26 protein-coding genes are annotated in these 25,093 nt (G+C 57.7%); 2 read left to right on the top strand and 24 right to left on the bottom strand.

The genetic code is table 11. The annotated features are described in order from the left end of the window. Nucleotides 1-39: 39 nt before the first annotated feature. A complete protein-coding gene (gene leuA / locus K0F75_RS07065) occupies nucleotides 40-1,710 on the top strand; it encodes a 2-isopropylmalate synthase (protein WP_219061141.1) in 1,671 nt (556 codons plus the stop codon). Nucleotides 1,711-1,836: 126 nt separating this feature from the next. Here leuA and K0F75_RS07060 read toward each other — a convergent pair whose 3' ends face one another. The 21 genes from K0F75_RS07060 to trmJ form a co-directional block, all read right to left on the bottom strand. Further along, nucleotides 1,837-2,628 carry an amidohydrolase gene (locus K0F75_RS07060; RefSeq protein ID WP_219061140.1) on the bottom strand — a complete coding sequence of 264 codons (792 nt, stop codon included), beginning with the start codon at nucleotides 2,626-2,628 and terminating at the stop codon, nucleotides 1,837-1,839. Next, a complete protein-coding gene (locus tag K0F75_RS07055) occupies nucleotides 2,616-3,764 on the bottom strand; it encodes a pyridoxal phosphate-dependent aminotransferase (RefSeq protein ID WP_219061139.1) in 1,149 nt (382 codons plus the stop codon). The genes K0F75_RS07060 and K0F75_RS07055 overlap by 13 nt, the downstream gene beginning before the upstream one ends. 120 nt (nucleotides 3,765-3,884) lie before the next feature. Continuing rightward, nucleotides 3,885-5,348 (bottom strand): ribosome biogenesis GTPase Der, encoded by a 1,464-nt coding sequence (der, locus tag K0F75_RS07050; RefSeq protein WP_219061138.1) that lies wholly within the window; start codon nucleotides 5,346-5,348, stop codon nucleotides 3,885-3,887. Between the two features lie 159 nt (nucleotides 5,349-5,507). Then, the gene (gene bamB / locus K0F75_RS07045) at nucleotides 5,508-6,659 is read right to left on the bottom strand and encodes an outer membrane protein assembly factor BamB (protein ID WP_219061137.1); all 1,152 of its coding nucleotides are present in this window, start codon (nucleotides 6,657-6,659) and stop codon (nucleotides 5,508-5,510) included. Beyond that, on the bottom strand, nucleotides 6,652-7,260 hold the full coding sequence (locus tag K0F75_RS07040) for a tetratricopeptide repeat protein (protein WP_219061313.1): 609 nt from the start codon (nucleotides 7,258-7,260) through the stop codon (nucleotides 6,652-6,654). Before K0F75_RS07040 ends, bamB begins: the two co-directional genes overlap by 8 nt. 72 nt (nucleotides 7,261-7,332) lie before the next feature. Continuing rightward, nucleotides 7,333-8,622, bottom strand: a complete 1,290-nt coding sequence (gene hisS, locus K0F75_RS07035) for a histidine--tRNA ligase (protein WP_219061136.1) — start codon at nucleotides 8,620-8,622, stop codon at nucleotides 7,333-7,335. 32 nt (nucleotides 8,623-8,654) lie between these two features. Further along, nucleotides 8,655-9,764 carry a flavodoxin-dependent (E)-4-hydroxy-3-methylbut-2-enyl-diphosphate synthase gene (gene ispG, locus K0F75_RS07030; protein ID WP_219061135.1) on the bottom strand — a complete coding sequence of 370 codons (1,110 nt, stop codon included), beginning with the start codon at nucleotides 9,762-9,764 and terminating at the stop codon, nucleotides 8,655-8,657. Between the two features lie 3 nt (nucleotides 9,765-9,767). Continuing rightward, entirely contained in the window at nucleotides 9,768-10,775 is a 1,008-nt protein-coding gene (locus tag K0F75_RS07025; RefSeq protein WP_219061134.1) for a RodZ family helix-turn-helix domain-containing protein, read from the bottom strand. Continuing rightward, complete coding sequence (pilW, locus tag K0F75_RS07020) at nucleotides 10,775-11,533, bottom strand: type IV pilus biogenesis/stability protein PilW (protein WP_219061133.1); 759 nt, start codon at nucleotides 11,531-11,533, stop codon at nucleotides 10,775-10,777. The genes K0F75_RS07025 and pilW overlap by 1 nt, the downstream gene beginning before the upstream one ends. Nucleotides 11,534-11,547: 14 nt before the next feature. Beyond that, nucleotides 11,548-12,696, bottom strand: a complete 1,149-nt coding sequence (rlmN, locus tag K0F75_RS07015; protein ID WP_219061132.1) for a 23S rRNA (adenine(2503)-C(2))-methyltransferase RlmN — start codon at nucleotides 12,694-12,696, stop codon at nucleotides 11,548-11,550. A 23-nt stretch (nucleotides 12,697-12,719) separates the two neighbouring features. Continuing rightward, the gene (gene ndk, locus K0F75_RS07010) at nucleotides 12,720-13,151 is read right to left on the bottom strand and encodes a nucleoside-diphosphate kinase (RefSeq protein ID WP_219061131.1); all 432 of its coding nucleotides are present in this window, start codon (nucleotides 13,149-13,151) and stop codon (nucleotides 12,720-12,722) included. A gap of 88 nt (nucleotides 13,152-13,239) precedes the next feature. Beyond that, nucleotides 13,240-13,440 (bottom strand): Fe-S cluster assembly protein IscX, encoded by a 201-nt coding sequence (gene iscX, locus K0F75_RS07005; RefSeq protein ID WP_219061130.1) that lies wholly within the window; start codon nucleotides 13,438-13,440, stop codon nucleotides 13,240-13,242. 14 nt (nucleotides 13,441-13,454) lie between these two features. Beyond that, a complete protein-coding gene (fdx, locus tag K0F75_RS07000; RefSeq protein WP_219061129.1) occupies nucleotides 13,455-13,796 on the bottom strand; it encodes an ISC system 2Fe-2S type ferredoxin in 342 nt (113 codons plus the stop codon). A 3-nt stretch (nucleotides 13,797-13,799) separates the two neighbouring features. Then, on the bottom strand, nucleotides 13,800-15,662 hold the full coding sequence (gene hscA, locus K0F75_RS06995) for a Fe-S protein assembly chaperone HscA (RefSeq protein ID WP_219061128.1): 1,863 nt from the start codon (nucleotides 15,660-15,662) through the stop codon (nucleotides 13,800-13,802). A gap of 42 nt (nucleotides 15,663-15,704) precedes the next feature. Further along, nucleotides 15,705-16,226 carry a co-chaperone HscB gene (gene hscB, locus K0F75_RS06990; RefSeq protein ID WP_219061127.1) on the bottom strand — a complete coding sequence of 174 codons (522 nt, stop codon included), beginning with the start codon at nucleotides 16,224-16,226 and terminating at the stop codon, nucleotides 15,705-15,707. An 8-nt stretch (nucleotides 16,227-16,234) separates the two neighbouring features. Next, on the bottom strand, nucleotides 16,235-16,558 hold the full coding sequence (gene iscA, locus K0F75_RS06985) for an iron-sulfur cluster assembly protein IscA (RefSeq protein WP_219061126.1): 324 nt from the start codon (nucleotides 16,556-16,558) through the stop codon (nucleotides 16,235-16,237). 44 nt (nucleotides 16,559-16,602) lie between these two features. Next, on the bottom strand, nucleotides 16,603-16,989 hold the full coding sequence (gene iscU / locus K0F75_RS06980) for a Fe-S cluster assembly scaffold IscU (RefSeq protein WP_219061125.1): 387 nt from the start codon (nucleotides 16,987-16,989) through the stop codon (nucleotides 16,603-16,605). Nucleotides 16,990-17,036: 47 nt separating this feature from the next. Continuing rightward, nucleotides 17,037-18,251, bottom strand: coding sequence for an IscS subfamily cysteine desulfurase (locus K0F75_RS06975; protein WP_219061124.1), 1,215 nt, complete (start codon nucleotides 18,249-18,251; stop codon nucleotides 17,037-17,039). Nucleotides 18,252-18,295: 44 nt separating this feature from the next. Beyond that, the gene (gene iscR, locus K0F75_RS06970; RefSeq protein WP_219061123.1) at nucleotides 18,296-18,787 is read right to left on the bottom strand and encodes a Fe-S cluster assembly transcriptional regulator IscR; all 492 of its coding nucleotides are present in this window, start codon (nucleotides 18,785-18,787) and stop codon (nucleotides 18,296-18,298) included. 177 nt (nucleotides 18,788-18,964) lie between these two features. Next, nucleotides 18,965-19,741 carry a serine O-acetyltransferase gene (cysE, locus tag K0F75_RS06965; protein ID WP_219061122.1) on the bottom strand — a complete coding sequence of 259 codons (777 nt, stop codon included), beginning with the start codon at nucleotides 19,739-19,741 and terminating at the stop codon, nucleotides 18,965-18,967. Further along, entirely contained in the window at nucleotides 19,741-20,514 is a 774-nt protein-coding gene (gene trmJ, locus K0F75_RS06960; protein ID WP_219061121.1) for a tRNA (cytosine(32)/uridine(32)-2'-O)-methyltransferase TrmJ, read from the bottom strand. The genes cysE and trmJ overlap by 1 nt, the downstream gene beginning before the upstream one ends. A 143-nt stretch (nucleotides 20,515-20,657) precedes the next feature. Between trmJ and suhB the strand changes: the two genes are divergently transcribed. Next, a complete protein-coding gene (gene suhB, locus K0F75_RS06955; protein ID WP_219061120.1) occupies nucleotides 20,658-21,473 on the top strand; it encodes an inositol-phosphate phosphatase in 816 nt (271 codons plus the stop codon). Between the two features lie 106 nt (nucleotides 21,474-21,579). Here the strand turns inward: suhB and K0F75_RS06950 are convergent, their stop codons facing one another. The 3 genes from K0F75_RS06950 to secD form a co-directional block, all read right to left on the bottom strand. Then, nucleotides 21,580-22,122, bottom strand: coding sequence for a glycine zipper 2TM domain-containing protein (locus K0F75_RS06950; RefSeq protein ID WP_219061119.1), 543 nt, complete (start codon nucleotides 22,120-22,122; stop codon nucleotides 21,580-21,582). A gap of 121 nt (nucleotides 22,123-22,243) precedes the next feature. Continuing rightward, on the bottom strand, nucleotides 22,244-23,155 hold the full coding sequence (gene secF, locus K0F75_RS06945; protein ID WP_219061118.1) for a protein translocase subunit SecF: 912 nt from the start codon (nucleotides 23,153-23,155) through the stop codon (nucleotides 22,244-22,246). 9 nt (nucleotides 23,156-23,164) lie between these two features. After that, nucleotides 23,165-25,033 carry a protein translocase subunit SecD gene (gene secD / locus K0F75_RS06940; RefSeq protein ID WP_219061117.1) on the bottom strand — a complete coding sequence of 623 codons (1,869 nt, stop codon included), beginning with the start codon at nucleotides 25,031-25,033 and terminating at the stop codon, nucleotides 23,165-23,167. Between the last annotated feature and the right edge of the window lie 60 nt (nucleotides 25,034-25,093).

The following is a 25,093-nucleotide window of genomic DNA, read 5'->3' as shown; positions in this document are numbered from 1 at the left end:
GGCCGCCTCTATCCGGCCAGCACAACAAGGATTTCTCCCATGGCAATGCTCAACGATCCCTCGACCAAGTACCGCGCGTTTCCAACTATTGACCTGCCTGACCGTACCTGGCCTTCAAAGACCATCACGACAGCGCCGATCTGGTGCAGCTCTGACCTTCGCGACGGCAACCAATCGCTGATCGAGCCGATGGATGCGGTCAAGAAACTGCGTTTCTGGAAGACCCTGGTCAGCGTCGGCGTCAAAGAAATCGAAGCGTCGTTCCCGGCCGCCTCGCAAACCGACTTTGACTTCGTCCGTACCCTGATTGAAGGCAACCACATCCCGGACGACACCACCATTCAGGTGCTGACCCAGGGTCGTGAGGACTTGATCGCGCGCACGTTCGAATCCCTGCGCGGGGCAAAGAAAGCCATTGTTCACCTGTATAACGCCACCTCGCCTTCGTTCCGCCGCATTGTCTTCAACCAGGACAAAGCAGGCGTGAAAGAGATCGCAGTCAGCGCCGCCAAGCTGTTCGTCAAGTTCGCAGCCCAGCAGCCTGAAACCCAGTGGACGTTCGAATATTCGCCGGAGACTTTCAGCGCGACCGAACTCGAGTTCGCCAAGGAAGTGTGCGACGCAGTGATCGAGGTCTGGAACCCGACACCTCAGAACAAAGTCATCCTCAACCTGCCAGCAACCGTTGAAGTGGCTACGCCAAACATATACGCCGACCAGATCGAGTGGTTTGGCCGCAATATCAATCGCCGCGACAGCGTGCTGATCAGCCTGCACACCCACAACGACCGCGGTACCGGGGTTGCGGCCACTGAGCTGGGCTTGATGGCTGGCGCCGATCGCGTTGAAGGTTGCCTGTTCGGTAACGGTGAGCGCACCGGTAACGTCGATCTGGTGACTGTGGCACTCAACCTCTACACTCAGGGCATCAACCCTCAGCTGGACTTCTCCGACATCGACGGCGTGCGCAAAGTCGTCGAGGAGTGCAACCAGATTCCGGTTCACCCACGCCATCCGTACGTGGGCGATCTGGTGCATACCGCGTTCTCTGGCTCGCACCAGGATGCCATCCGCAAAGGTTTCAGCCAGCAAAAGCCAGATGCGTTGTGGGAAGTGCCTTACCTGCCAATCGACCCGGCCGATATCGGTCGCAGCTACGAGGCGGTGATTCGGGTCAACAGCCAATCCGGCAAAGGCGGCATCGCTTACTTGCTGGAACAGGAATATGGCATCTGCCTGCCACGCCGGATGCAGATCGAGTTCAGCCAGGTGGTTCAGGGTGAAACCGATCGCCTGGGCCTGGAAATGAGCGCGCAGCAGATTTACAACTTGCTGCACCGCGAATACCTGCAAGCCAACGTGCCGTACGCCCTGCTCAGCCATAAGCTGCAGGAAGAAAACGGCAACAGCTCAGTGGATGCCGAAGTCCATTGCGATGGCGAGACCCAGCACTGGCGTGGCAAGGGCAAAGGCGCCCTGGAAGCGCTGGCTGCCAGCCTGCCGGACTCCGTGGAAATCATGGACTACAGCGAACACGCCATTGGCGCCGGGACCACGGCCAAGGCAGCTGCTTACATCGAGCTACGAGTGAACGGTGATCGTGCGGTCCACGGTGTTGGCATTGATGAGAACATCACCACTGCCAGCTTCCGCGCACTGTTCAGTGCACTGAATCGCTCACTGAGTCAGGCTCAAGCCAAAGCCGCTTGATCTGAACGACTGAAACAAAAAACGGCCCCGAAGCGAACGCTTCGGGGCCGTTTTTGTATTTGCTTCACGCATGTCGCAGACAAGTCAGCGCCTACGGGGGTTAGCGATTGGTTGGAAATCGCATAATCAATGCAACTCGAAAGCGTCAGCATCCAGATTCGCCGGGAAGCGTTTGCGGTAGGCCGCCAGGTCGGCAGCGCTCAGGCAAACCTGAAACACCCCATCGGCCTCACCGGCGCTTAACAGGCTTTCACCCTGGAAGTCGAAAACATGGCTGTCACCCGTGTAGGTAAAGCCCTTACCGTCAGTGCCGACTCGATTGACTGCGGCGACGTAGCAGAGGTTTTCGATGGCGCGAGCGGGGAGCAGACGATTCCAGTGCAATCGTCGTGCGCCGGGCCAGTTGGCGACATACAGCAGCAGGTCAGTGTCTTGCGCATCACGGCTCCAGACCGGGAAACGCAGGTCGTAGCAAATCAGTGGCCGAATCCGCCAGCCTTTCAATTCGAACTGAACCTGACGCTCACCCGGTGTGAAGTGCTTGTGCTCCCCCGCCATGCGAAACAGATGACGCTTGTCGTAATGCAACAGCTCACCGTCGGGGCGTGCCCATAGCAGGCGGTTGCGATGGCTGCCGTCAGCAGCCTGAACGATCAGGCTGCCCGTCACGACCGCATCCAGTCGTTTGGCCTGGGCCAGCATCCACTTGGCGGTGGGGCCATTTTCCGGCTCGGACAGAGTTTCGGACTGCATTGAGAAGCCGGTGGTGAACATCTCTGGCAGGATAATCAGATCTGCACCCCGAGCCTGATCCAGCATCAGCTCGAAATGCTCATAGTTGGCCTCGCGGTCGTGCCACACCAGAGTGGTCTGGACCAACGCTATATTGAGGTTGGGCAGTTCGCTTAAATCGCGCATAGTTTTTCCGCTGCCTGACGCAACGTCTCCTCGCGTTTGGCAAAGCACAAACGAATCAGGCGTTGCCCTGATGGTGGGCTTTGGTAGAAGACCGAGATCGGAATAGAAGCCACCCCATGCTCGCGGGTCATCCACAGCGACATATCGACGTCATTCAAATCCGGACGAATGTTCGAGTAATCCACCAGCTGAAAATAGGTGCCCGCTACGCGGCTGAAGTTGAAGCGTGAGGGTTCGAGCAGGTCGCAGAACAGATCGCGCTTGGCCTGATAGAACGCGGGCAGTTCTTCGACATGCTCGGGGTGCTCAGCCATGAAGTCAGCCAAGGCGTATTGCAGCGGCGTTACGCCACAGAAGCTCACGTACTGGTGGATCTTGCGCAACTCGGCAGTCAAGGCCGGAGGCGCGACCACGTAACCGGTTTTCCAGCCGGTGACGTGATAAGTCTTGCCGAACGAACTGACCACGAACGCTCGCTGGTACAGCTCTTCATGGGCCAGCACGCTGGCGTGCGGCACACCGTCAAACACCAGGTGCTCGTACACTTCGTCGCTGACCAGATAAATGTCGCGATTGGCGATCAACGCCGCCAACTGATCGAGCTCAGCGCGGGTGATCAACGCGCCGCTCGGGTTGTGCGGGCTGTTGAGGATGATCATGCGCGTACGCGGGGTCAGGGCTTCGCCAAGCTTCTGCCAATCAATGGCGAAATTGTCCAAACCAAGCTGCACATGCACGCAGCGACCGCCCGCCAGCTCGACCGAAGGTTCATAGCTGTCGTAGCACGGGTCGAACACGATCACTTCGTCGCCGGGCTGAATCACCGTCTGGATCGCGCAAAAAATGGCCTGGGTCGCGCCGGGGGTGATGGTGACTTCTGTGTCGGCATCCACCTGACGGCCATAGCTACGGGCAATTTTGGCCGCCACTTGCTGGCGCAGGGCAGGCAAGCCGGTCATCGGCGCGTATTGGTTGTGGCCATCAGCGATGTGCCGGCCCACAGCATCACGTAGCGCTTGCGGGCCGTCGAAATCCGGGAAACCCTGGGACAGGTTGATTGCCCCGGTCTGCGCGGCGAGCTGGGACATCACGGTAAAAATGGTCGTGCCGACATTCGGCAGCTTACTGATGATCATGGGCCATTCCCTTGCTTACACCCGGCTCTACGGCGGCACGGGAAACAAACAGGATAGCCCATACCACGCGCATAAAAAAAGGCGCCATTGGCGCCCTTTTCAAGAATATCCGTTACCGGATCAACGCTTATCTTTGCGTTTTTTGTCAGCTTTCTTGTGGTGCGACATCATTCGACGCTTCTTGTTGACCTGACGGTCTGTCAGCGTGTTCTTGTTGCCTTCGTACGGGTTCTCACCGCCTTTGAACTCGATCCGGATTGGCGTACCGACCAGCTTCAACACGCGGCGGTAGGTGTTTTCCAGATAACGGACATAAGACTTGGGTACTTTCTCGACCTGGTTGCCGTGAATCACGATCAACGGTGGGTTAGCACCGCCCAAGTGAGCATAGCGAAGCTTGATGCGGCGGCTGCCAACCATTGGCGGTGCGTGCTCGCTGACCGCGTCTTCAAGGATCTGAGTCAGGCGGTTAGTCGGCCAGCGGGTGACCGCGGACTTGAACGAGTTCTGAACCGATTGGTAGAGGTTACCCACACCCGTGCCGTGCAAGGCCGAGATGAAGTGAATATCGGCAAAGTCGACGAAGAACAAGCGACGTTGCAGCTCGATCTTCACGAACTCGCGCTCGCTCGGATCCATGCCATCCCACTTGTTCAATGCGATAACCAGCGCACGACCGGATTCCAGGACAAAGCCCAACAGGTTGAGGTCGTGATCGACCACGCCTTCGCGGGCGTCCATCACGAAGATCACCACGTTGGCGTCTTTGATCGCCTGCAGGGTTTTCACCACCGAGAACTTTTCGACTTCCTCGTGGACCTTGCCGCGCTTGCGCACACCTGCGGTGTCGATCAGCGTGTACTTCTCGTCGTTACGCTCGAAGGGAATGTAGATGCTGTCACGGGTGGTGCCTGGCTCGTCATAGACGATAACCCGGTCTTCACCGAGCATGCGGTTGACCAACGTCGATTTACCGACGTTTGGACGGCCGATGATCGCGATCTTGATCCCGTCTTTTTCGCTAGGACCTGGAATGCGCTTGGCTTCCTGGCCTTCGGCGACATCTTCGGCCTCAATCTCTTCTTCAGGGTCTTTCGGGAATTCGCTCAGGGCGATTTCCAGCATCTGAGTGATGCCGCGACCGTGAGCACCGGCCACCGGGATCGCATCACCCATGCCCAACGGGCTGAATTCAGCGCGTGCCATTTCAGGATCGATGTTGTCGACCTTGTTGGCTACCACGTAGGAACGCTTGCCACGCTTGCGCAAGTGCTCGCCGATCATTTGGTCAGCAGCGGTGAAACCGGCGCGGGCGTCTACCAGGAACAACACGACATCGGCTTCTTCGATGGCCAGCAGCGACTGCTCGGCCATCTTTTCGTCCATGCCGTGTTCATCACCAGAGATACCGCCGGTGTCGATCAGAATGTAGGAACGCCCTTGCCACTTTGCCTCACCGTACTGGCGATCACGGGTCAGACCGGACAGATCGCCGACAATAGCGTCGCGAGTCCTGGTCAGGCGGTTGAATAAGGTGGACTTGCCGACGTTCGGTCGACCCACCAGGGCGATTACGGGAACCATGCGGCTCTCCACTTCGTTATTTCAGAAAATACAAAAGCCGCTGCATGGCAGCGGCCGGAGTTCGGAGCGGCACCAGAAGTGCCGCAGGCCTTGCCGGAGCAAGGCTGCAAGAGGCCCTATGCTTCAAACATAGACAGCGGCCTTATGCATAGACAACCATTACTTGATCTTCAGGGCTTCCAGCTTGCCGCTGTTGCCAAACACATAAATCGTGTCGCCAACGACCAACGGACGGGCCCGCAGGCCATCGCCGTCAATTTTCTCACGGCCAACGAAACGACCATCGACCTGGCTCAGCAGGTGCAGATAGCCTTCCATATCGCCGACCGCTACGTAGCTGGAAAACACTTCCGGCGCACCCAGCTGGCGACGAGCCAACGCATCGTTGCTCCAAAGCGCTGTCGAGGAGCGCTCATCGACGCCTTCGACAGTGCCACTGGCCAGACTCACGTAGACGCTGCCAAAACCTTGGGCGACACCGGCATAGCTTGACGCATCACGCTGCCAAAGCACACGACCGCTCTCTACATCCAGACCGGCGACACGACCCTGGTAGGTGGCGACATACAGCGTACTGCCGGACAACAGCAGACCACCGTCGATATCGACAACACGATCCAGTTCCGAGCGACCTTGTGGAATAGCAACGCGTTGCTCCCAGATCGGCACGCCGTTCGAGGTATCCAATGCAACGACCTTACCCGTCGACAGACCCGCCACCGCAAGGTGATTGGTAACGATCGGCGCGCCAGTACCGCGCAATGTCAGGACTGCAGGGGTGCTTTCATAGATCCAGCGCTGGTTGCCGGTGGCAGCATCGAAGCCGATCACTCGGTCATCCTGCGTCTGAACCACGACCACGTCACCGTTGGTCGCAGGTGCTGCCAGCACTTCACTGGTCACGCGAGCGCGCCATTTTTCTTCGCCAGTGGCAGCGTCCAGTACGACGACCGCGCCTTTGAGCGTACCGAGCATCACCAGACCAGAGCCTACGCCAACGGCACCGGAAACAGGCAGTTCAAGGTCTTTCTTCCAGATTACGTCACCAGTCGTGCGATCCAGAGACATCACAATACCGGTGACGTCCGCAGCGAAGATATGTTCACCTTCAACAGCGGGAACCAACATGTTGTAGTTCTTGCCCTGGCCATCACCGATGGAGCGACTCCATTGCTTTTGCAGAACCACTTCTTCTTTGAAGTCGGTCAGCTCGGCCGGTGGTAATTCCTTTTTGCTGTTGCTACTGCAACCCGCGGCCAATATGGCCAGGGCCAGCAATGCTGCATGTTTCCAACGCATCACGTCACGCATCCCCTTTCGCCAGGTCGTCGAGTTTCATTTGTAGGCCACCCACTGCCGCTTCTTCAGACAGCGCGGATTTGGCTTTTTGATAGGCCGCATGCGCCTCGTCGGCACGGCCCAGCTGCACCAGCAGGTCGCCCTTGAGTTCTTCACGGCTGGCCAGGAATGCTTTGTCGGCATCACCGTCGAGCAGTTTCAGTGCTTCGTCAGTCTTGTTCTGAGCAGCCAACACCCGAGCCAGACGTTGACGCGCGATTTCACCCAACGTGTCGTTGAACGGCTTGGCGGTAATGGCCTTGAGTTCAGCGGCAGCATCATCGAGCTTGCCGGTATCGACCGCTACTTTAGCCACGAACAGGCTGCCGTATTGGGCGTAAGCCGAGCCACCGAATTCGCTTTTCAACTTGCCGGCGATATCCGCGACCCGTGCCGTGTCAGGCTGACCGCTCGGGGTCAGGGCCGTTTCCAGCAATTGCTGATAGAGCATCGAGGCGCCTTGCGACTGATTGCCCTGATATCTGTGCCAGGCTTGCCAGCCAAATACCACGATCAACGCCAGCAAACCGCCAGTAACCAGGGGTTTGCCGTTGCGTTGCCACCAGTCCTTCATCACGGCCAGTTCTTCATCTTCGGTACGCGACACCCCAATACTCCTATTCGCTAAAACGGCTGTTTATCAGCTTCAACCCTGCACAACGCAGGCGGCCAGGTGCTCAGACAGAGCATCCCAGGCAATATTTTGTTGTTCGCCCTGGCCACGCAGGGGTTTGAAACCTACCACTTGCTGGGCCAGTTCATCGTCGCCCAGGATCAGCGCGTACAGTGCACCGCTCTTGTCGGCTTTTTTGAACTGGCTTTTAAAACTGCCAGCGCCGGCATTGACCTGCAAACGCAGGTTCGGCAACTGGTCACGCAAACGTTCGGTCAGGGTCAATGCAGCCAGTTCGGCGGCTTCACCGAAGGCACACAGATAGACGTCGACCTGACGCGAGATTTCTTCCGGGATCTGCTCCAGGGTTTCCAGCAGCAGGACCAGACGCTCGATGCCCATGGCGAAACCGACGCCGCTCGTAGGCTTGCCGCCCATTTGCTCGACCAGGCCGTCATAACGACCACCGGCACACACGGTGCCTTGGGCGCCCAACTGATCGGTGACCCATTCGAAAACGGTTTTGCTGTAGTAGTCGAGCCCGCGCACCAGCTTGGGATTGATCACATACGGAATACCGGCTGCGTCCAGACGTGCCTTGAGGCCGTCGAAGTGGATGCGCGACTCGTCGTCGAGGTAATCCGCCAGCTTCGGCGCGTCCACCAGAACGGCCTGGGTTTCAGGGCTCTTGGTGTCGAGAACACGAAGCGGGTTGGTTTTCAGACGACGCTGGCTGTCTTCGTCGAGCTCGCTCAGGCGTGCCGACAGAAATTCGACCAGCGCCTCGCGATAACGCCCGCGCGCTTCGCTGGTGCCCAGGCTGTTGAGTTCAAGTTTGACCGCGCCGCGAATGCCCAGCAGACCCCATAGACGCCAGGTCAGAACAATCAGCTCGGCGTCGATGTCTGGACCATCAAGATTGAAGACTTCCACACCAATCTGATGAAACTGGCGATAACGGCCTTTTTGTGGCCGCTCGTGGCGGAACATAGGGCCGATGTACCAAAGCTTCTGAACCTGGCCGCCACCGGTAATACCGTGCTCGAGCACTGCACGCACACACGCGGCGGTGCCTTCAGGGCGCAAGGTCAGAGAGTCACCGTTACGATCGGCGAAGGTGTACATCTCTTTTTCGACGATGTCGGTCACTTCACCGATAGAGCGCTTGAACAGCTCGGTGAACTCGACGATTGGCATACGGATCTGGCGATAACCGTAGTTATCCAGCAGACGCGACACCGTGCCCTCGAAATAGCGCCACAGGGGCGTCTGGTCGGGCAGAATGTCGTTCATGCCACGAATGGCTTGCAGAGACTTACTCACGAAAAATCCTTAGCGAAATCTGTATTGGCCTATCAACCGCGCGCGATGAGCGCTGCGTCGGCTTCGACCTTTTCGGCCGCTCTCTGACGGATCAAGCGTTCAAGCTCATCCACCAGATTGTCATTGGTCAGCTTCTGCGCTGGCTTGCCGTCGATGTAAATCAGGTTAGGCGTCCCCCCAGTGAGGCCGATATGCGCCTCCTTGGCTTCGCCTGGACCATTGACCACACAACCGATCACCGCGACATCCAGCGGTACCAACAAGTCTTCAAGGCGCACTTCCAGTTCGTTCATGGTCTTGACCACATCGAAGTTCTGCCGGGAACAGCTCGGGCAGGCAATGAAGTTAATGCCACGGGAACGAAGGTGCAGCGATTTGAGAATGTCGTAACCGACTTTCACCTCTTCGACCGGGTCAGCGGCCAACGAGATGCGGATAGTATCGCCAATCCCCTCGGCAAGCAGCATACCGAGGCCAACAGCTGATTTTACTGTGCCAGAACGCAGGCCACCGGCTTCGGTAATACCCAGGTGCAACGGCTGAATGATTTGCTTGGCGAGTAAGCGGTAGGCTTCCACCGCCATGAACACATCGCTGGCTTTGACACTGACCTTGAAATCCTGGAAATCCAGACGATCAAGATGCTCGACATGCCGCAACGCAGACTCGACCAGCGCGGCCGGTGTCGGCTCGCCATATTTCTTCTGCAGGTCTTTTTCCAGCGAACCGGCGTTGACCCCGATACGGATCGAAATCCCACGGTCACGGGCGGCACTCACCACCGCGCGCACGCGGTCTTCGCGGCCGATGTTGCCCGGATTGATCCGCAGGCAGTCAACACCCAGCTCGGCGACGCGCAAGGCGATTTTGTAGTCGAAGTGGATGTCGGCAACCAAGGGGACCTTGACCAATTGCTTGATCCGGCCAAACGCCTCGGCAGCATCCATGTCCGGGACCGAAATCCGCACGATATCGACGCCAGCTGCTTCCAGACGATTGATCTGCGCAACCGTGGCCGCGACATCGTTGGTGTCGCTGTTGGTCATGCTCTGCACCGCGATGGGCGCATCACCACCCACAGGGACGGAGCCGACCCAGATTTTACGAGATTCGCGACGCTTGATCGGTGATTCGCCGTGCATGACTTATTGCCCTAGCTTCAGGCGAGCGGTTTCGCCACTGGTAAAAGGTGCCATGTCTACAGGCTGGCCGTTATAGCTCACTTGAACACCGCGAGCAAAGCCCAGCCGTAAAGTGAGCGGCGGCTTGCCGGTGACATCCAGGTTCTCGCCCTTGCGCTTCACTCCGCTGAGTAACACTTTGCCATTGGCATCGGTCACTTGCGTCCAGCAATCGGAGACGTATTGCAGCTTGATGTGGCCAGCACCCGCTACCGCAGCCGCAGCCGCAGCCGCAGGGTCCGCCTGTGGCGCAACAGCTGTCGTTACAACGGTCGATGGCGCCACTGGCGTCATCGGAGTTGTGCGCACCGGTGCCGCAGCCGGTGTAACCGGAGCGCTGATCGAAGGCGTTCCAACAGCTGGAGCGGACGGAGCAACAGGCTTCGTCGCTGCCGTTTCAGCTGCAGGCTCACCCGCCGCGAGCGGCAAAGGCGCCCCTTGAGAATCGGTCACGGCTTGATCTTCAGGCTCATCCAGCGGATGAATCTGGGTCGTGCCATCAGCACTTTCGACTTCGACGTGCTCAAGGCTGATCCCGGTCGACTCCTTGCCGCGCATCGACGTCTGATCCTGCCACCAGAAGAAACCGGCACCGACCAGAACCACCAGCAACAGCAAGCTGACAATACGCAAAATATTGTGCGACAACCGCACCGGCTCTTCAATGCGACCCAGGCTGTGCACATTACTGCCATGGGCATCGGTGCCGGTGTATTGATCGAACTGCTGAACCAACGCGCTTTGATCGAGCCCGAGGAGTTTCGCGTAGGCACGGATGTAGCCACGGGCGAAGGTATGCCCAGGCAGCTTTTCAAAATCACCAGTCTCAAGGTTGCCCAAGGACGCGACAGTGAGGTTCAGCCTCGAGGCCACATCAGGCAGCGACCAGTTTTTGCTCTCTCGGCCCTGACGCAAGGTCTCGCCAGGGTTCACGCGAGTGGCTGCTACAACTTCGGGATGCGCCGCTTTCATCATTGCTCCGACAGGTATTGCTGATATTCCGGGCTACCGGGATAGAGTCTTTTTAGTTGCAGGCCAAAACTGGCTGCTTTGTCGCGATCATCGTAGATTTTTGCCAACCGCGTACCGAGCAATAGACTACGTGCATTTTGATCGCTCAGTTGGCTAAAACGGTCGTAATACTCACGCGAGGGCACATAATGCCTGTCTTCGAACGACAACTCAGCCATTTCCAGCAATGCGCGTGGCTGTTGGCGATCCAGACGCAAGGCTTTGGTGAAGTAGCCGGTGGCTTCGTCACGCTGATTGAGCCTCAGCGCGGTCATCCCCAAACTCTCGAAAACCCGTGAGCGTTCCGGGTAGAGGGTGTCAGCGGCGGCCTGTTGAAAACGCTCGTAAGCGTCCTTGTAGCGCTTTTGCTCGTACAGGAAACTGCCGTAATTATTCAGGATTCGCGCATCGTTGGAACGCGCAGAAAGTGCCTTGAGGTATTGCTTGTCCGCCAGCTCCGGCTCCATTTCAGCCTGGAAGATCAACGCCAACGCAGCATTGGCGTCGGGATCGGAGCTGTCCAGGTCGAGGGCTTTTTTCAACGGAACCTTGGCGCGCTCGGTGGAACCCTGCTGCAGATAGCCAATACCCAGTTGCACATACGCGGCGCGCGCCTGGTCACGACCCTTGCTGGTGCTCATCGGATCGACACTGCCCGACGAAACGCAGCCAGCCAGCACGTTGACGAAACACAGCAATAGCGCGGCGCGCAGGGTCATAGAGGTCCTCTCAGTCAGGTTCGAGTCACAGCGCTTTGGGCCAGATCGGCCTCGGCACTCAACTCGCGCACAGCAATATAACGCTCACTGCGTCGTGTGCGATCCAGAACCTGGCCAACCAACTGACCGCATGCTGCATCGATATCTTCGCCGCGCGTGGTGCGCACAGTGACGTTGTAGCCGGCCTGATGCAACTGATCCTGAAAACGACGTATCGCGTTATTGCTTGGACGCTCGTAACCCGAGTGAGGGAACGGGTTGAACGGGATCAGGTTGATCTTGCAAGGTGTGTCCTTGAGCAGCTCAGCCATTTCGACCGCGTGCTCGACCTTGTCGTTGATGTCCTTGAGCAACGTGTACTCAACGGTCAGTACGCGCTTTTCGCCCAGGGTCGACATATAACGCTGGCAGGATTCGAGCAGGACCTTGAGCGGGTACTTCTTGTTGATCGGTACCAACTGGTTGCGCAGTGCATCGTTGGGTGCATGCAGCGACAATGCCAGTGAGACGTCGATGTGCTTGGACAGCTCGTCGATCATCGGTACCACGCCCGAGGTAGACAACGTCACCCGGCGTTTGGAAATGCCGTAGCCCAGGTCATCCATCATCAGATGCATGGCAGCCACGACGTTATCGAAGTTCAGCAGCGGCTCACCCATGCCCATCATCACCACGTTGGTGATAGCACGGTCGACGGTTGCCGGGACGCTGCCAAAGGATTTGTTGGCAATCCACACCTGACCGATCACTTCGGCGGCGGTGAGGTTGCTATTGAAGCCTTGTTTGCCGGTGGAGCAGAAACTGCAATCCAGGGCACAACCCGCCTGGGACGAAACGCACAACGTGCCGCGTTTGCCTTGGGGGATGTAAACGGTCTCGACACAGCTGCCGGACGCCACACGCACTACCCATTTACGGGTGCCATCGGTGGAGATGTCCTCGCTGACGACTTCAGGACCGCGAATTTCAGCGCAGACCTTGAGCTTTTCGCGCAAGGCCTTGCTGACATTCGTCATGGCGTCGAAATCATCGACGCCAAGGTGGTGAATCCATTTCATCACCTGACCGGCACGGAAACGCTTCTCCCCGATCGAGTCGAAGAACTTCTCCATTTCCGGTTGAGTCAGACCCAACAGGTTTGTTTTGCCAGTCGATGTTGTCATGTTTTCACCCTCACTCAATGGCCTTAGGCCTTACGAGCGGTTACTTCGGTAGCGGCGAAGAAGTAAGCGATTTCACGTGCAGCAGCAGCTTCGGAATCGGAACCGTGTACAGCGTTGGCGTCGATGGAATCAGCGAAATCAGCACGGATGGTGCCAGCAGCTGCTTCTTTAGGGTTGGTAGCGCCCATCAGTTCGCGGTTTTTAGCGATGGCGTTTTCGCCTTCCAGAACCTGAACCACAACCGGGCCAGAGATCATGAACGCAACCAGGTCGCCGAAGAAACCACGAGCGCTGTGCTCAGCGTAGAAACCTTCAGCTTCAGCCTTGGACAGCTGCTTCATTTTCGAAGCAACGACTTGCAGGCCGGCTTTTTCAAAACGAGTGACGATCTCGCCGATTACGTTTTTTGCAACGGCGTCAGGCTTGATGATGGAGAAAGTACGTTGAACAGCCATGGTGTAACTCCAGAAACGGTAATTTTCGAAAAATTAAACCCGCGAATTATACGCGGGTTCTTTGGTATTGCCTAACCTGCAGCGCGGCTCAGTCGAGCTCTTCGATCCAGAGGGCCTGAATGGCCTCCAGAACTTTTTCGCCGCTGCGATCCGGCGCATCGTCGAACTCGGGCAATTCCATCACCCATTTACGCAGATCGACGAAGTTGAGCGATCTTGGATCAACATCCGGCTTGCTTTCAGCCAGCTGGATCGCGATTTCCTGCACATCAACCCATTTCAGACTCATAAGAGCTCCTTGAATCAGTGCGGCGCTTCAGCCGCATGGTTGATTGTGTATTTAGGTATTTCGATGGTCAGGTCTTCATTGCCGACAATAGCCTGGCAGGACAAGCGCGATTGCGCCTCCAGCCCCCAGGCCTTGTCGAGCAAATCCTCCTCCAGCTCGTCAGCCTCATTCAGCGAGTCAAAACCCTCGCGAATGATGCAGTGACACGTGGTACAGGCGCAGACGCCGCCGCAGGCGCTCTCGATCTCGATATGGTTATCATGAGCCACGTCGAGAATGGAGGTACCGGGCGCGACCTCTACAACCAGACCTTCCGGGCACAGCACGGCATGTGGCAGAAAAATGATCTGCGGCATCAGTTATCCCTCAATTTCATTCAGATTGCGTCCCGCCAGCGCGGCTTTCACCGTCGAATCCAGGCGTCGGGCAGCAAACGCATCGGTCACCTGCGACAGACGCTTGGTCTGCAGCTCGATGGCAGGACCATCAGTGCCCTGCATCAATTCACTCAATTCTTTCATTTGCAGCTCGATCACCATCCGTTCTTCAGCGTCGAGCAAGCGCTCACCGTCCACATCCAGCGCACCCTGCACCGCTTCGAGCAGACGCTGGGCATCGACTTGCTGTTCGCGCAATACACGCGCAACCTTGTCATCACTGGCGTGCTGGAACGAGTCCTTGAGCATGCGGGCAATTTCGCCGTCGGTCAGGCCATAGGATGGCTTGACCTGGATGCTCGACTCGATGCCCGAACCCAGTTCACGGGCCGCAACGTTGAGCAAGCCATCCGCATCGACCTGGAACGTGACGCGAATTTTCGCGGCACCAGCAACCATTGGAGGAATGCCTCGCAGCTCGAACCGAGCCAGGGAGCGGCAATCGCTGATCAGTTCCCGCTCGCCCTGCAGCACATGAATCATCATGGCTGACTGGCCGTCTTTATAGGTGGTGAAATCCTGAGCACGAGCAACGGGAATGGTGGTGTTTCGCGGAATCACCTTCTCCATCAACCCGCCCATGGTTTCCAGCCCCAAGGACAGCGGAATCACATCAAGCAGCAACAGCTCTTCACCGTCACGCTTGTTCCCTGCCAGCGTATCAGCCTGGATCGCAGCGCCAATGGCCACTACTTGATCCGGGTCGATCTTGGTCAGTGGCTGACGACCGAACAGCTCGGCGACAGCCTCTCGCACACGCGGCACACGGGTCGAACCGCCGACCATGACCACAGCTTCAACTTCTTCAATCTCGATGCCGGCATCGCGAACCGCGCGCCGACACGCCTTCAGGCTGCGCGCCAGCATGGGCTCAATCAGCGCATCGAAGGCCTGGCGGGTCAGCACAGAATGCCAATCGCCATGCACGACTTCGACCGAATCGACTTCAGTCAACGCTTCTTTGGCCGCGCAAGCGGTTTGCAGCAGGCTGCGCTGCGCAGACGGATCGAGGTCGGCAGAAAGACCGGCTTCGCTCACGATCCAACTGGCAATCGCATGATCGAAGTCATCGCCACCCAGCGCCGTATCGCCACCGGTTGCCAAGACTTCAAAAACGCCGCCCGTCAGACGCAAAATGGAAATATCGAATGTACCGCCGCCCAGGTCATAAATAGCAACCACGCCTTCAGCGTGTTGATCCAAACCATAAGCCACCGCAGCAGCAGTAGGCTCGTTGAGCAAGCGCAGAACGTTAAGACCCGCCAACCGGGCCGCGTCTTTGGTAGCCTGGCGCTGGGCGTCGTCGAAATAGGCCGGAACGGTAATCACCGCACCCACCAGCTCGCCACCCAAGCTTTCTTCCGCACGCTGACGCAGGACCTTGAGAATTTCAGCCGACACCTGCACCGGGCTTTTTGGCCCCTGAATGGTGTCGATGAACGGCATGTGCGATTCGCCACCCACAAATCGATAAGGCAGTTGCTCACCGAGTTGTTTGACGTCCGACAGTCCACGCCCCATCAGGCGCTTGACGGACGATACGGTGTTGAACGGATCGATAGCGGCGGCGTTTTTGGCGCTCTGCCCTACTTCGACCCGATCAGCGTGGTAGCGAACGACGGACGGCAAGATGACCTGCCCTTCGCCATCGGCCAGCGGCTCGGAAAGTCCACTGCGCAATGCAGCGACCAGCGAATTGGTAGTGCCCAAGTCAATCCCAACCGCCAGACGACGCTGATGTGGTTGGGGACTTTGGCCGGGTTCGGCGATCTGCAGTAGGGCCATACTTATCGAAATTCACAGGCGTGCGGCCAGGGCAGCACGGGGTTAATCGTCGAGGCGCTCTTCAAGCTGGCGCACTTCGTAGGTGAGCTTGTCGAGGAACTGCATACGCCGCATCAGCCGTTCGGCCAATTCACGTTGTGCAGGATCATCCCAACAGGCAGCGAAGCTTTCGTTCAGTTCATCCTGAGCAACTTTGAGCCGGCGCTTGAATACTGCAACACCCGCCAGGTCGGCATCATCCTGCAAATCCTCAAGTTCTTCACGCCATTGCATCTGCTGCATGAGGAACTCGGGGTCTTGCACGGTGACTTCCAACGGCAACTCATTGCCCCCCAGCGTCAACAAGTAACGCGCCCGTTTCGGAGCGTTCTTGAGCGTCTGATAGGCCTCGTTGAGACTGGCAGAGTGTTCTAGCGCCAGCCGCTGCTCACGCTCGGAGGCGTCAGCAAAACGGTCTGGATGTACGCTGCGCGCCAACTCACGGTAGCGCGTCGCCAACTGATCGAGATCCAAACGGAAACTTGGCTTGAGCTCGAATAAGGCGAAATGACAAGGAATACCCACGATTAGCCTCAGATATTGAAGCTTTCGCCGCAGCCACATTCACCGCGCGCGTTCGGGTTGTTGAACTTGAAGCCTTCGTTCAACCCTTCCTTGACGAAATCGAGCTCTGTACCGTCGAGGTAGACCATGCTTTTCGGATCGATGATCACTTTGACGCCGTGCAATTCGAACACAGTGTCTTCGCTGCCCGCCTCATCGACGAACTCCAACACATAGGCCAGACCGGAACAGCCCGTGGTGCGAACACCCAGGCGAACGCCGTCACCTTTGCCGCGCCCATCAAGGGAGCGACGTACGTGTTGAGCGGCAGCTTCTGTCATGCTGATAGCCATCGAAACTCCTTACTTGAATCAAGCTTCGTTAAAAAAGGCTCTGTTCAGAGCAAGCCTTTCTTTTGCTTGTAATCGCGAACAGCCGCCTTGATAGCGTCTTCTGCGAGTACCGAGCAGTGGATCTTCACGGGCGGCAACGCCAGCTCTTCAGCCAGCTGAGTGTTTTTGATGGTCTCTGCTTCATCCAGAGTCTTGCCTTTCATCCACTCGGTCGCCAGGGAGCTGGAGGCGATAGCCGAACCGCAACCGTAGGTCTTGAACTTGGCGTCTTCGATGATGCCGTGCTCGTTGACCTTGATTTGCAGGCGCATTACGTCGCCGCACGCCGGTGCGCCGACCATGCCGGTGCCAACATCAGGATCTTCCGCGTCCATCTTGCCGACGTTACGCGGGTTTTCGTAGTGGTCAATGACCTTTTCGCTGTATGCCATGGTGCTAATCCTCTCTCATCAGGTAGCCGCTCTTGCAGGCGACTTAATTAGTGCGCAGCCCACTCGATCTTGGAGATGTCGATACCGTCTTTGTACATATCCCACAGCGGCGACAAAGCGCGCAGCTTGGTGACGGACTCGCATACTTTATGCGCGGCGTAGTCGATTTCTTCTTCGGTGGTGAAACGGCCGAAGGTGAAGCGAATCGAGCTGTGCGCCAGTTCATCGTTGCGGCCAATGGCGCGCAGGACGTAGGACGGCTCCAGCGAAGCCGAGGTACAAGCGGAACCGGACGAAACCGCCAGATCCTTGAGCGCCATGATCAACGACTCGCCTTCGACGTAGTTGAAGCTCAGGTTCAGGTTGTGCGGTACACGGGAAATCATGCTGCCGTTGATGTACAGCTCTTCCAGACCCTCAACCTGCTTGAGGAAGCGAGCGCTCAGAGCCTTGATGCGTACGTTTTCAGACGCCATGTCTTCTTTGGCAACACGGAAAGCTTCGCCCATACCAACGATCTGGTGAGTCGCCAATGTCCCCGAACGCATGCCACGCTCATGTCCGCCACCGTGCATGGTCGCTTCAATGCGAACGCGCGGTTTGCGGCTCACGTAGAGCGCGCCAATACCTTTAGGGCCATAGGTTTTGTGGGCCGAGAAAGACATCAGGTCAACCTTGAGGTTGGCCAGGTCGATTTCGACTTTACCCGTGGACTGGGCCGCATCGACGTGGAACAACACACCGCGCGAACGGGTCAGCTCACCGATGGCCGAGATGTCGTTGATAGTGCCGATTTCGTTATTGACGTGCATGATCGAGACCAGAATGGTGTCGTCGCGCAAAGCCGCTTCAACCATTGCAGGCGTGATCAGACCGTCTTCACCAGGCTCGATGTACGTGACTTCGAAACCTTCACGCTCCAGTTGGCGCATGGTGTCCAAGACCGCTTTGTGTTCGATCTTGTTGGTGACCAGGTGCTTACCCTTGCTGGCGTAAAAGTGCGCAGCGCCTTTGATCGCAAGGTTGTCGGACTCGGTAGCACCGGAGGTCCAGACGATTTCACGCGGGTCGGCGTTCACCAGGTCAGCGACCTGACGGCGGGCATTCTCCACTGCCTCTTCAGCTTTCCAGCCAAAGACGTGGGAACGCGATGCCGGGTTACCGAAGTTTCCGTCAACCAGCAGGCATTCACTCATTTTCTGCGCGACGCGCGGATCGACCGGGGTAGTCGCGGAGTAATCGAGGTAAATCGGCAATTTCATTGAATATCTCCTATCAGGCAGGCGCGCCGCGCATTCATCTGCGTTCATTCGACGGCGGACGTTTCAATCTTATCCAGCTGGGGCGTTCTGCATGTATTTCGACGCAGATCCTGGCGCTGAGCGACTTCTTGTACCTCACGGCGAGTCACAAGGTCAGCCAGGCTTATACCGCTAAGAAAATCGTGAATCTGCGAACTCAGGTCACACCACAAGTGGTGAGTCAGGCAGGTATCGCCCGCATGGCAATCACCCAGACCCTGGCAACGTGTTGCATCGACCGACTCATTGACCGCGTCGATCACCTGCGCGACCTGGATACCTTGCATGTCACGGGACAACTGGTAACCACCACCAGGCCCCCGCACGCTCGACACCAGATTACTGCGACGCAGTTTGGCGAACAGTTGCTCTAGGTAGGACAGGGATATGCCTTGCCGCTCGGAGATATCGGCCAGAGACACTGGCCCGTGCTGCGCATGTAATGCCAGGTCAAGCATGGCGGTTACAGCGTATCGGCCTTTTGTAGTCAGTCGCATGGCATGTACCACGGAGGTTCGGAATGACTGCGAGTATGCTATTCCCGAGTATTTAAGTCAACTATAAGACCGAGTAAATCAGTCGGGATTACCCGCAAACAACGGCGACATCATAACAAACGCAGGGGTGCATTGGCACACCCCTTAGGTCTAGTACCGGCGAGCCCGATCAGCCCCTCAGCCAGCCTTGGTTTCGCCGCCGTCTTTCACGCAGTCAAACACCTCGTCGTGCAACGCAGGCAGCTCTTTGGCGCAGTAATCACTGCCCAACGCGTTAAGCGCACCGCACATACCTTCCAGCCTGGCGTCGACCGCCTGCAGATGATCAAGCAGCTGACCAATCGCCCGCGCCACAGGGTCGGGCATATCTTCGCTGACGCCATAGGCATCGAAACCGAGCTTTTCAGCGATGGCTTTACGTTTGGCTTCCACGTCGTCGTCGGACTTGATGATGATCCGCCCCGGGATGCCCACCACAGTGGCACCGGCCGGCACCGCCTTGGTAACCACCGCATTGGAACCGACCTTGGCACCCGCACCGACCGTGAACGGCCCCAGCACCTTGGCACCCGCCCCGACAACCACGCCCGACTCGAGCGTCGGGTGGCGCTTGCCCTTGTTCCAGCTGGTTCCGCCCAGCGTCACCCCCTGATAGAGCGTGACGTCGTCGCCGATTTCCGCGGTTTCGCCAATCACAATGCCCATCCCGTGATCGATAAAGAAGCGCCGCCCAATCGTCGCCCCCGGATGAATCTCAATGCCGGTCAACCAGCGACCGAAGTTGGACACCACGCGCGCCAGCCACTTCCAGTCAAGGGTCCACAGGTAATGCGACAAACGATGCAGCCAGATTGCGTGCATGCCGGGGTAGCAGGTCAGCACCTCAAAAGCGTTGCGCGCAGCAGGATCGCGATGGAACACACTTTGAATATCTTCTCGCAAACGCTCGAACATCATTGATCCTTCCGCTTATGGGGCTCGCCGCGCGCCACTTTCTGCGTCTCGGTAAGTATGCCCCGCAAAATATTCATCTCCGACCGGTACACCGCACGACGACCGAACAGGCGACGCAAGCGTGCCATCAGGTGACGCGGGTTTTCCGTGTCGAGAAAACCGATATCGACCAGCGTGGACTGGAGATGGCCGTAAAACAGCTCCATCTCATCCATAGTGACTTCTTCCACACTGCGCGCAGAGGCTACTTCGACCTTCTCGACCTTGGTCGGCTGCCCTTGCGCAGCGAGCCAGGACATCCGCACCTCATAGGCCAGCACCTGCACCGCAGCCGCCAGATTGAGCGAACTGAACTCAGGGTCCGAGGGGATGTGGATGTGATAGTGACATCGCTGCAGCTCTTCATTGGTCAGGCCGGCATATTCACGACCGAACACCAGCGCCACCTCCGCGCCCTGCGCCGCCTGCTCGGACGCCATCACCCCGCACTCGCGAGGATCGAGCAGCGGCCAGGGGATTCGCCGATCACGCGCACTGGTGCCCAGCACCAGATTGCAGCCGACCAGCGCGTCTTCCAGGGTCGCGACGACCTGCGCGTTTTCCAGGATATCGCTTGCGCCAGAAGCCCGCGCATCCGCTTCATGGTTAGGGAAAACCAGTGGATCGACCAGCACCAGGCGTGAAAGCCCCATGTTTTTCATGGCACGAGCAGCTCCACCGATATTACCGGGGTGACTGGTACCGACCAGGACAACACGAATATTTTGCAGCAATGCAAGTTCTCACAGACGGGAGAAAGGGGAGCAAATCTTACAGAACCACCCCCATTAACGCTATGGACGCTATGCACGCTGGAAATAATTGATGCTACGCCCTACAATGTTCGGCTTTCTTTAACGACCTAGGTGAAACGTCCATGCAGCCCATGCTGAATATCGCGCTGCGCGCCGCCCGCAGCGCCAGTGAATTGATTTTCCGCTCCATCGAGCGCTTGGATACCATCAAGGTCGACGAAAAAGACGCGAAGGATTACGTCACTGAAATCGATCGGGCTGCCGAGCACAACATCATTGCTGCCCTGCGCAAGGCTTACCCGACTCACGGTATCCTTGGCGAAGAAAGCGGCATGCACGAAGGCAGCGGCGAAGGCACAGAGTACCTGTGGATCATCGACCCGCTTGATGGCACCACCAACTTCGTACGCGGCGTTCCGCACTTCGCAGTCAGCATCGCCTGCAAATACCGTGGCCGTCTTGAACATGCCGTGGTTCTCGACCCGGTCCGTCAGGAAGAATTCACCGCCAGCCGTGGCCGTGGCGCCGCGCTTAACGGTCGCCGTCTGCGCGTCAGCCAGCGTAAAAGCCTCGAAGGCGCCCTGCTGGGTACCGGCTTCCCGTTCCGCGAAGGGCAAATGGACAACCTGGAAAACTACCTGGGCATGTTCCGCAGCCTGGTCGGTCAGACCGCCGGCATTCGCCGCGCAGGCTCCGCCAGCCTCGACCTCGCCTATGTAGCTGCCGGTCGTTTCGATGCGTACTGGGAGTCGGGCCTGTCCGAGTGGGACATGGCAGCGGGCGCACTGCTGATTCAAGAAGCCGGCGGCCTGGTGAGCGATTTCACTGGCGGTCACGAGTTCCTTGAAAAAGGTCATATCGTTGCAGGCAACACCAAGTGCTTCAAAGCTGTGCTGACCTCGATCGCACCGCACCTGCCGGCCTCGCTGAAGCGCTAAGCCCCAGGGTCGACAACAAAAACCGGCGTTCGCCGGTTTTTTTATACCCCGCATAAACAAAAAAGCACCCGAAGGTGCTTTTCTTTGATGCCGATACTGACGCGTATTACTGAGCGCCTTGACCCAATACCAGCTGACCTTCTTTGTTGACCGGAATCTGGTTACCCGGATCACGGTCCATACGCACTTGACCGACCTTGTCGTTCAGTTTGTATTTCACGTCATAACCCACGACCTTATCGCTGATGTCATTGACCGTATTGCAGCGGGTCTGAGTCGTGGTGTACGTGTCTCTGTTCTGCATGCCTTCCTGAACTTTGTTGCCTGCGTAACCACCGCCCACTGCACCGGCGACCGTCGCGATTTTTTTGCCGTTACCGCCACCCACCTGATTACCAAGCAAGCCACCGGCCACAGCACCCAGCACGCTACCCATGATCTGATGCTGATCCTTGACCGGCGCCTGACGGGTGACCGCTACGTCTTTGCACACTTCACGCGGGGTTTTGACCTGCTCTTTGATGGGTTGCACACCCAACACCTCTGCATACTCAGGGCCGCTTTTCACCAAGTTATACGTGGCGACAGCACCCCCGGCAGTCACGCCGACAGCACCCAGCACAGCACCAATTAGCAACGACTTGTTCACTTGAACCTCCTGGTAACCTCGCGCGAAATTTCCCACGCTACTCCCAGCCTTGGAGTACGAAAAAGGGCGTGAGTTCAACACTCACGCCCTTCTGGGTCAAAACCGGTAAAGCATTCAGGCTTTACGGACGCTCATCAACCTTGTCAGCCACAACAGGAGGAATCAGATCCTCGGTGCTCAGGTTCAACCAGATCAACACCACGTTGGCGATATAGATGGAGGAGTAAGTACCCGCCAGTACACCGATGAACAATGCGACGGAGAATCCGTGCAGGCTGTCGCCACCGAAAACCCACAACGCCACGATTGCCAGCAAGGTGGAGATCGAGGTCGCCATGGTCCGCAACAGGGTTTGCGTGGTGGAGATGTTGATGTTTTCAATCAACGACGCCTTGCGCAGTATCCGGAAGTTTTCCCGGACCCGGTCGAACACCACAATCGTATCGTTCAACGAGTAACCGATGATCGCCAACACAGCAGCAAGCACCGTGAGGTCAAAGGTCACCTGGAAGAACGACAGGATCCCGATGGTGACGATCACGTCGTGAATCAGGGAGACGATTGCACCGACCGCGAATTTCCACTGGAAGCGGAAGGCCAGGTAAATCAATACCCCGCCCAGCGCCATCAGCATGCCGAGGCCGCCCTGATCGCGCAGCTCTTCACCCACTTGCGGGCCAACGAACTCGACGCGCTTGACGGTGACAGGGTTATCCGTGCCGCCTTTGCGCAAGGCTTCCGCAACCTGAGTACCCAACTGCGGGTCTTCGCCCGGCATACGCACGAGCAAATCAGTGGTAGCGCCGAAGCTCTGCACAACGGCCTCGTGGTAACCGGCAGTAACCAGTTCCTCACGCACCTTGCCAAGATCAGCCGGATGCTCGTAGGTCAGCTCGATGAGCGTACCGCCGGTGAAGTCCAGACCGTAGTTAAGCCCTTTGTGGAAGCAGCTAAACAACGCCAGCGCGGTAAGGAACATGGTAAAGGCGAACGCAACATTGCGAACGCCCATGAAGTTAATCGTACGTAACATGGCAGCCCCTTAAATCCACAACTTCTTGAAGTCACGTCCGCCGAAGATCAGGTTGACCATTGCGCGGGTCACCATGATGGCCGTGAACATCGAGGTAAAGATCCCGAGCGACATGGTCACCGCAAAGCCTTTGACAGGGCCTGTGCCCATCGCAAAGAGAATGCCGCCGACCAACAGTGTTGTCAGGTTGGCGTCGAGGATCGCGGTGAATGCCCGGCCGAAGCCTTCATTGATTGCCCGCTGCACCGTCATGCCCGCAGCGATCTCTTCACGTATCCGCGAGAAGATCAGTACGTTGGCGTCGACCGCCATACCCATCGTCAGAACGATACCGGCGATACCCGGCAGGGTCAGCGTTGCACCCAGCAAGGACATCAGTGCCAGCAGCATGACCATGTTCACGGCCAGTGCGACGGTGGCGATGACGCCGAAGAAACGGTAGATCGCCATGATGAACAGCGACACAAACAACATGCCCCACAGCGATGCATCGATACCTTTGGTGATGTTGTCAGCACCCAGGCTCGGACCGATGGTACGTTCTTCAGCGAAGTACATCGGCGCAGCCAGACCACCGGCACGCAACAGCAGCGCAAGCTCGGACGCCTCACCCTGACCGTTCAGGCCAGTGATACGGAACTGACTACCCAGCGGCGACTGGATGGTCGCCAGGCTGATGATTTTCTTCTCTTCCTTGAAGGTCTGGACCGGCACGTCTTTCTCGACACCGTTGACCATCTGCTTGACGTAGGTCGTCGTCGGCTTCTGCTCGATGAAGATCACCGCCATGCTGCGACCCACGTTGCTGCGAGTCGAACGACTCATCAGCTCGCCGCCATGACCATCCAGACGGATGTTCACTTGCGGACGACCGTGTTCGTCGAAGCCAGCCTTGGCATCGGTCACTTGGTCACCGGTGATGATCAGGCCACGCTCGACCGGCGCCGCAGGACGACCGCCCTCGCGGAACTCGAACATCTCGGTAGTGGCTTTCGAATCTTCAGGACCGGCGCCCAGACGGAACTCCAGGTTGGCAGTCTTGCCCAGAATACGCTTGGCTTCAGCAGTGTCCTGCACGCCCGGCAGCTCAACCACGATACGGTTGGCGCCCTGACGCTGAACCAAAGGCTCGGCGACACCCAGTTCGTTGACTCGATTACGTACCGTGGTCAAGTTCTGCTTGATCGAGTATTCACGAATCTCGGCCAGCTTGGCCGGCGTCATCGCCAGACGCAGTACGGACAAACCGCCGCGTTCGCTGGTGGTCACGTCAAAATCGTTGAAGCTCTTACGGATCAGGGTACGCGCTTGTTCGCGAGAATCTGCATCGCTGAAACCAAGCTGGATACCACCGTCGAGTTGCGGCAGGCTGCGATAACGCACACGCTCTTTACGCAACAGGGATTTGACTTCGCCTTCATACACCTTAAGGCGCGCATCCAGAGCCTTATCCATGTCCACTTCCAGCAGGAAGTGCACACCACCGGACAAGTCCAGACCCATCTTCATCGGGCTTGCACCAATGCTGCGCAACCACTTCGGCGTGGTCGGAGCCAGGTTCAACGCAACGACATAGTCGTCACCCAAAGCCTTGCGCACGACGTCCTTCGCTGGCAACTGGTCTTCTTGCTTGGTCAGACGCAACAAACCGCCCTTGCCCTTCTCGGCCAGGGTGGAGCCTTTGACCTTAATGCCCGCATCGGTAAGCGCTCGGCTCACACGATCCAGGTCAGCCTGGTTCACCTGCAACGCAGTGCTCGCGCCGCTGATTTGAATGGCCGGATCGTCAGGGTAGAGATTGGGTGCGGAATAAATAAAACCGACCACCAGCACCGCCAGGATCAGTACGTATTTCCACAGAGGGTATTTGTTCAGCATCACGCCGCCCGCTTATAACGCGGGGCGCCTTGCGCGCCCCGTCGATTGGTAAAAGACTGA

Origin of the sequence: Pseudomonas sp. UMAB-08 (assembly GCF_900095225.1) — a bacterium.
Lineage (GTDB): Bacteria > Pseudomonadota > Gammaproteobacteria > Pseudomonadales > Pseudomonadaceae > Aquipseudomonas.
The sequence above is the reverse complement of the archived record's forward strand: the minus strand, read 5'-3'. Positions and strand labels throughout refer to the sequence as shown.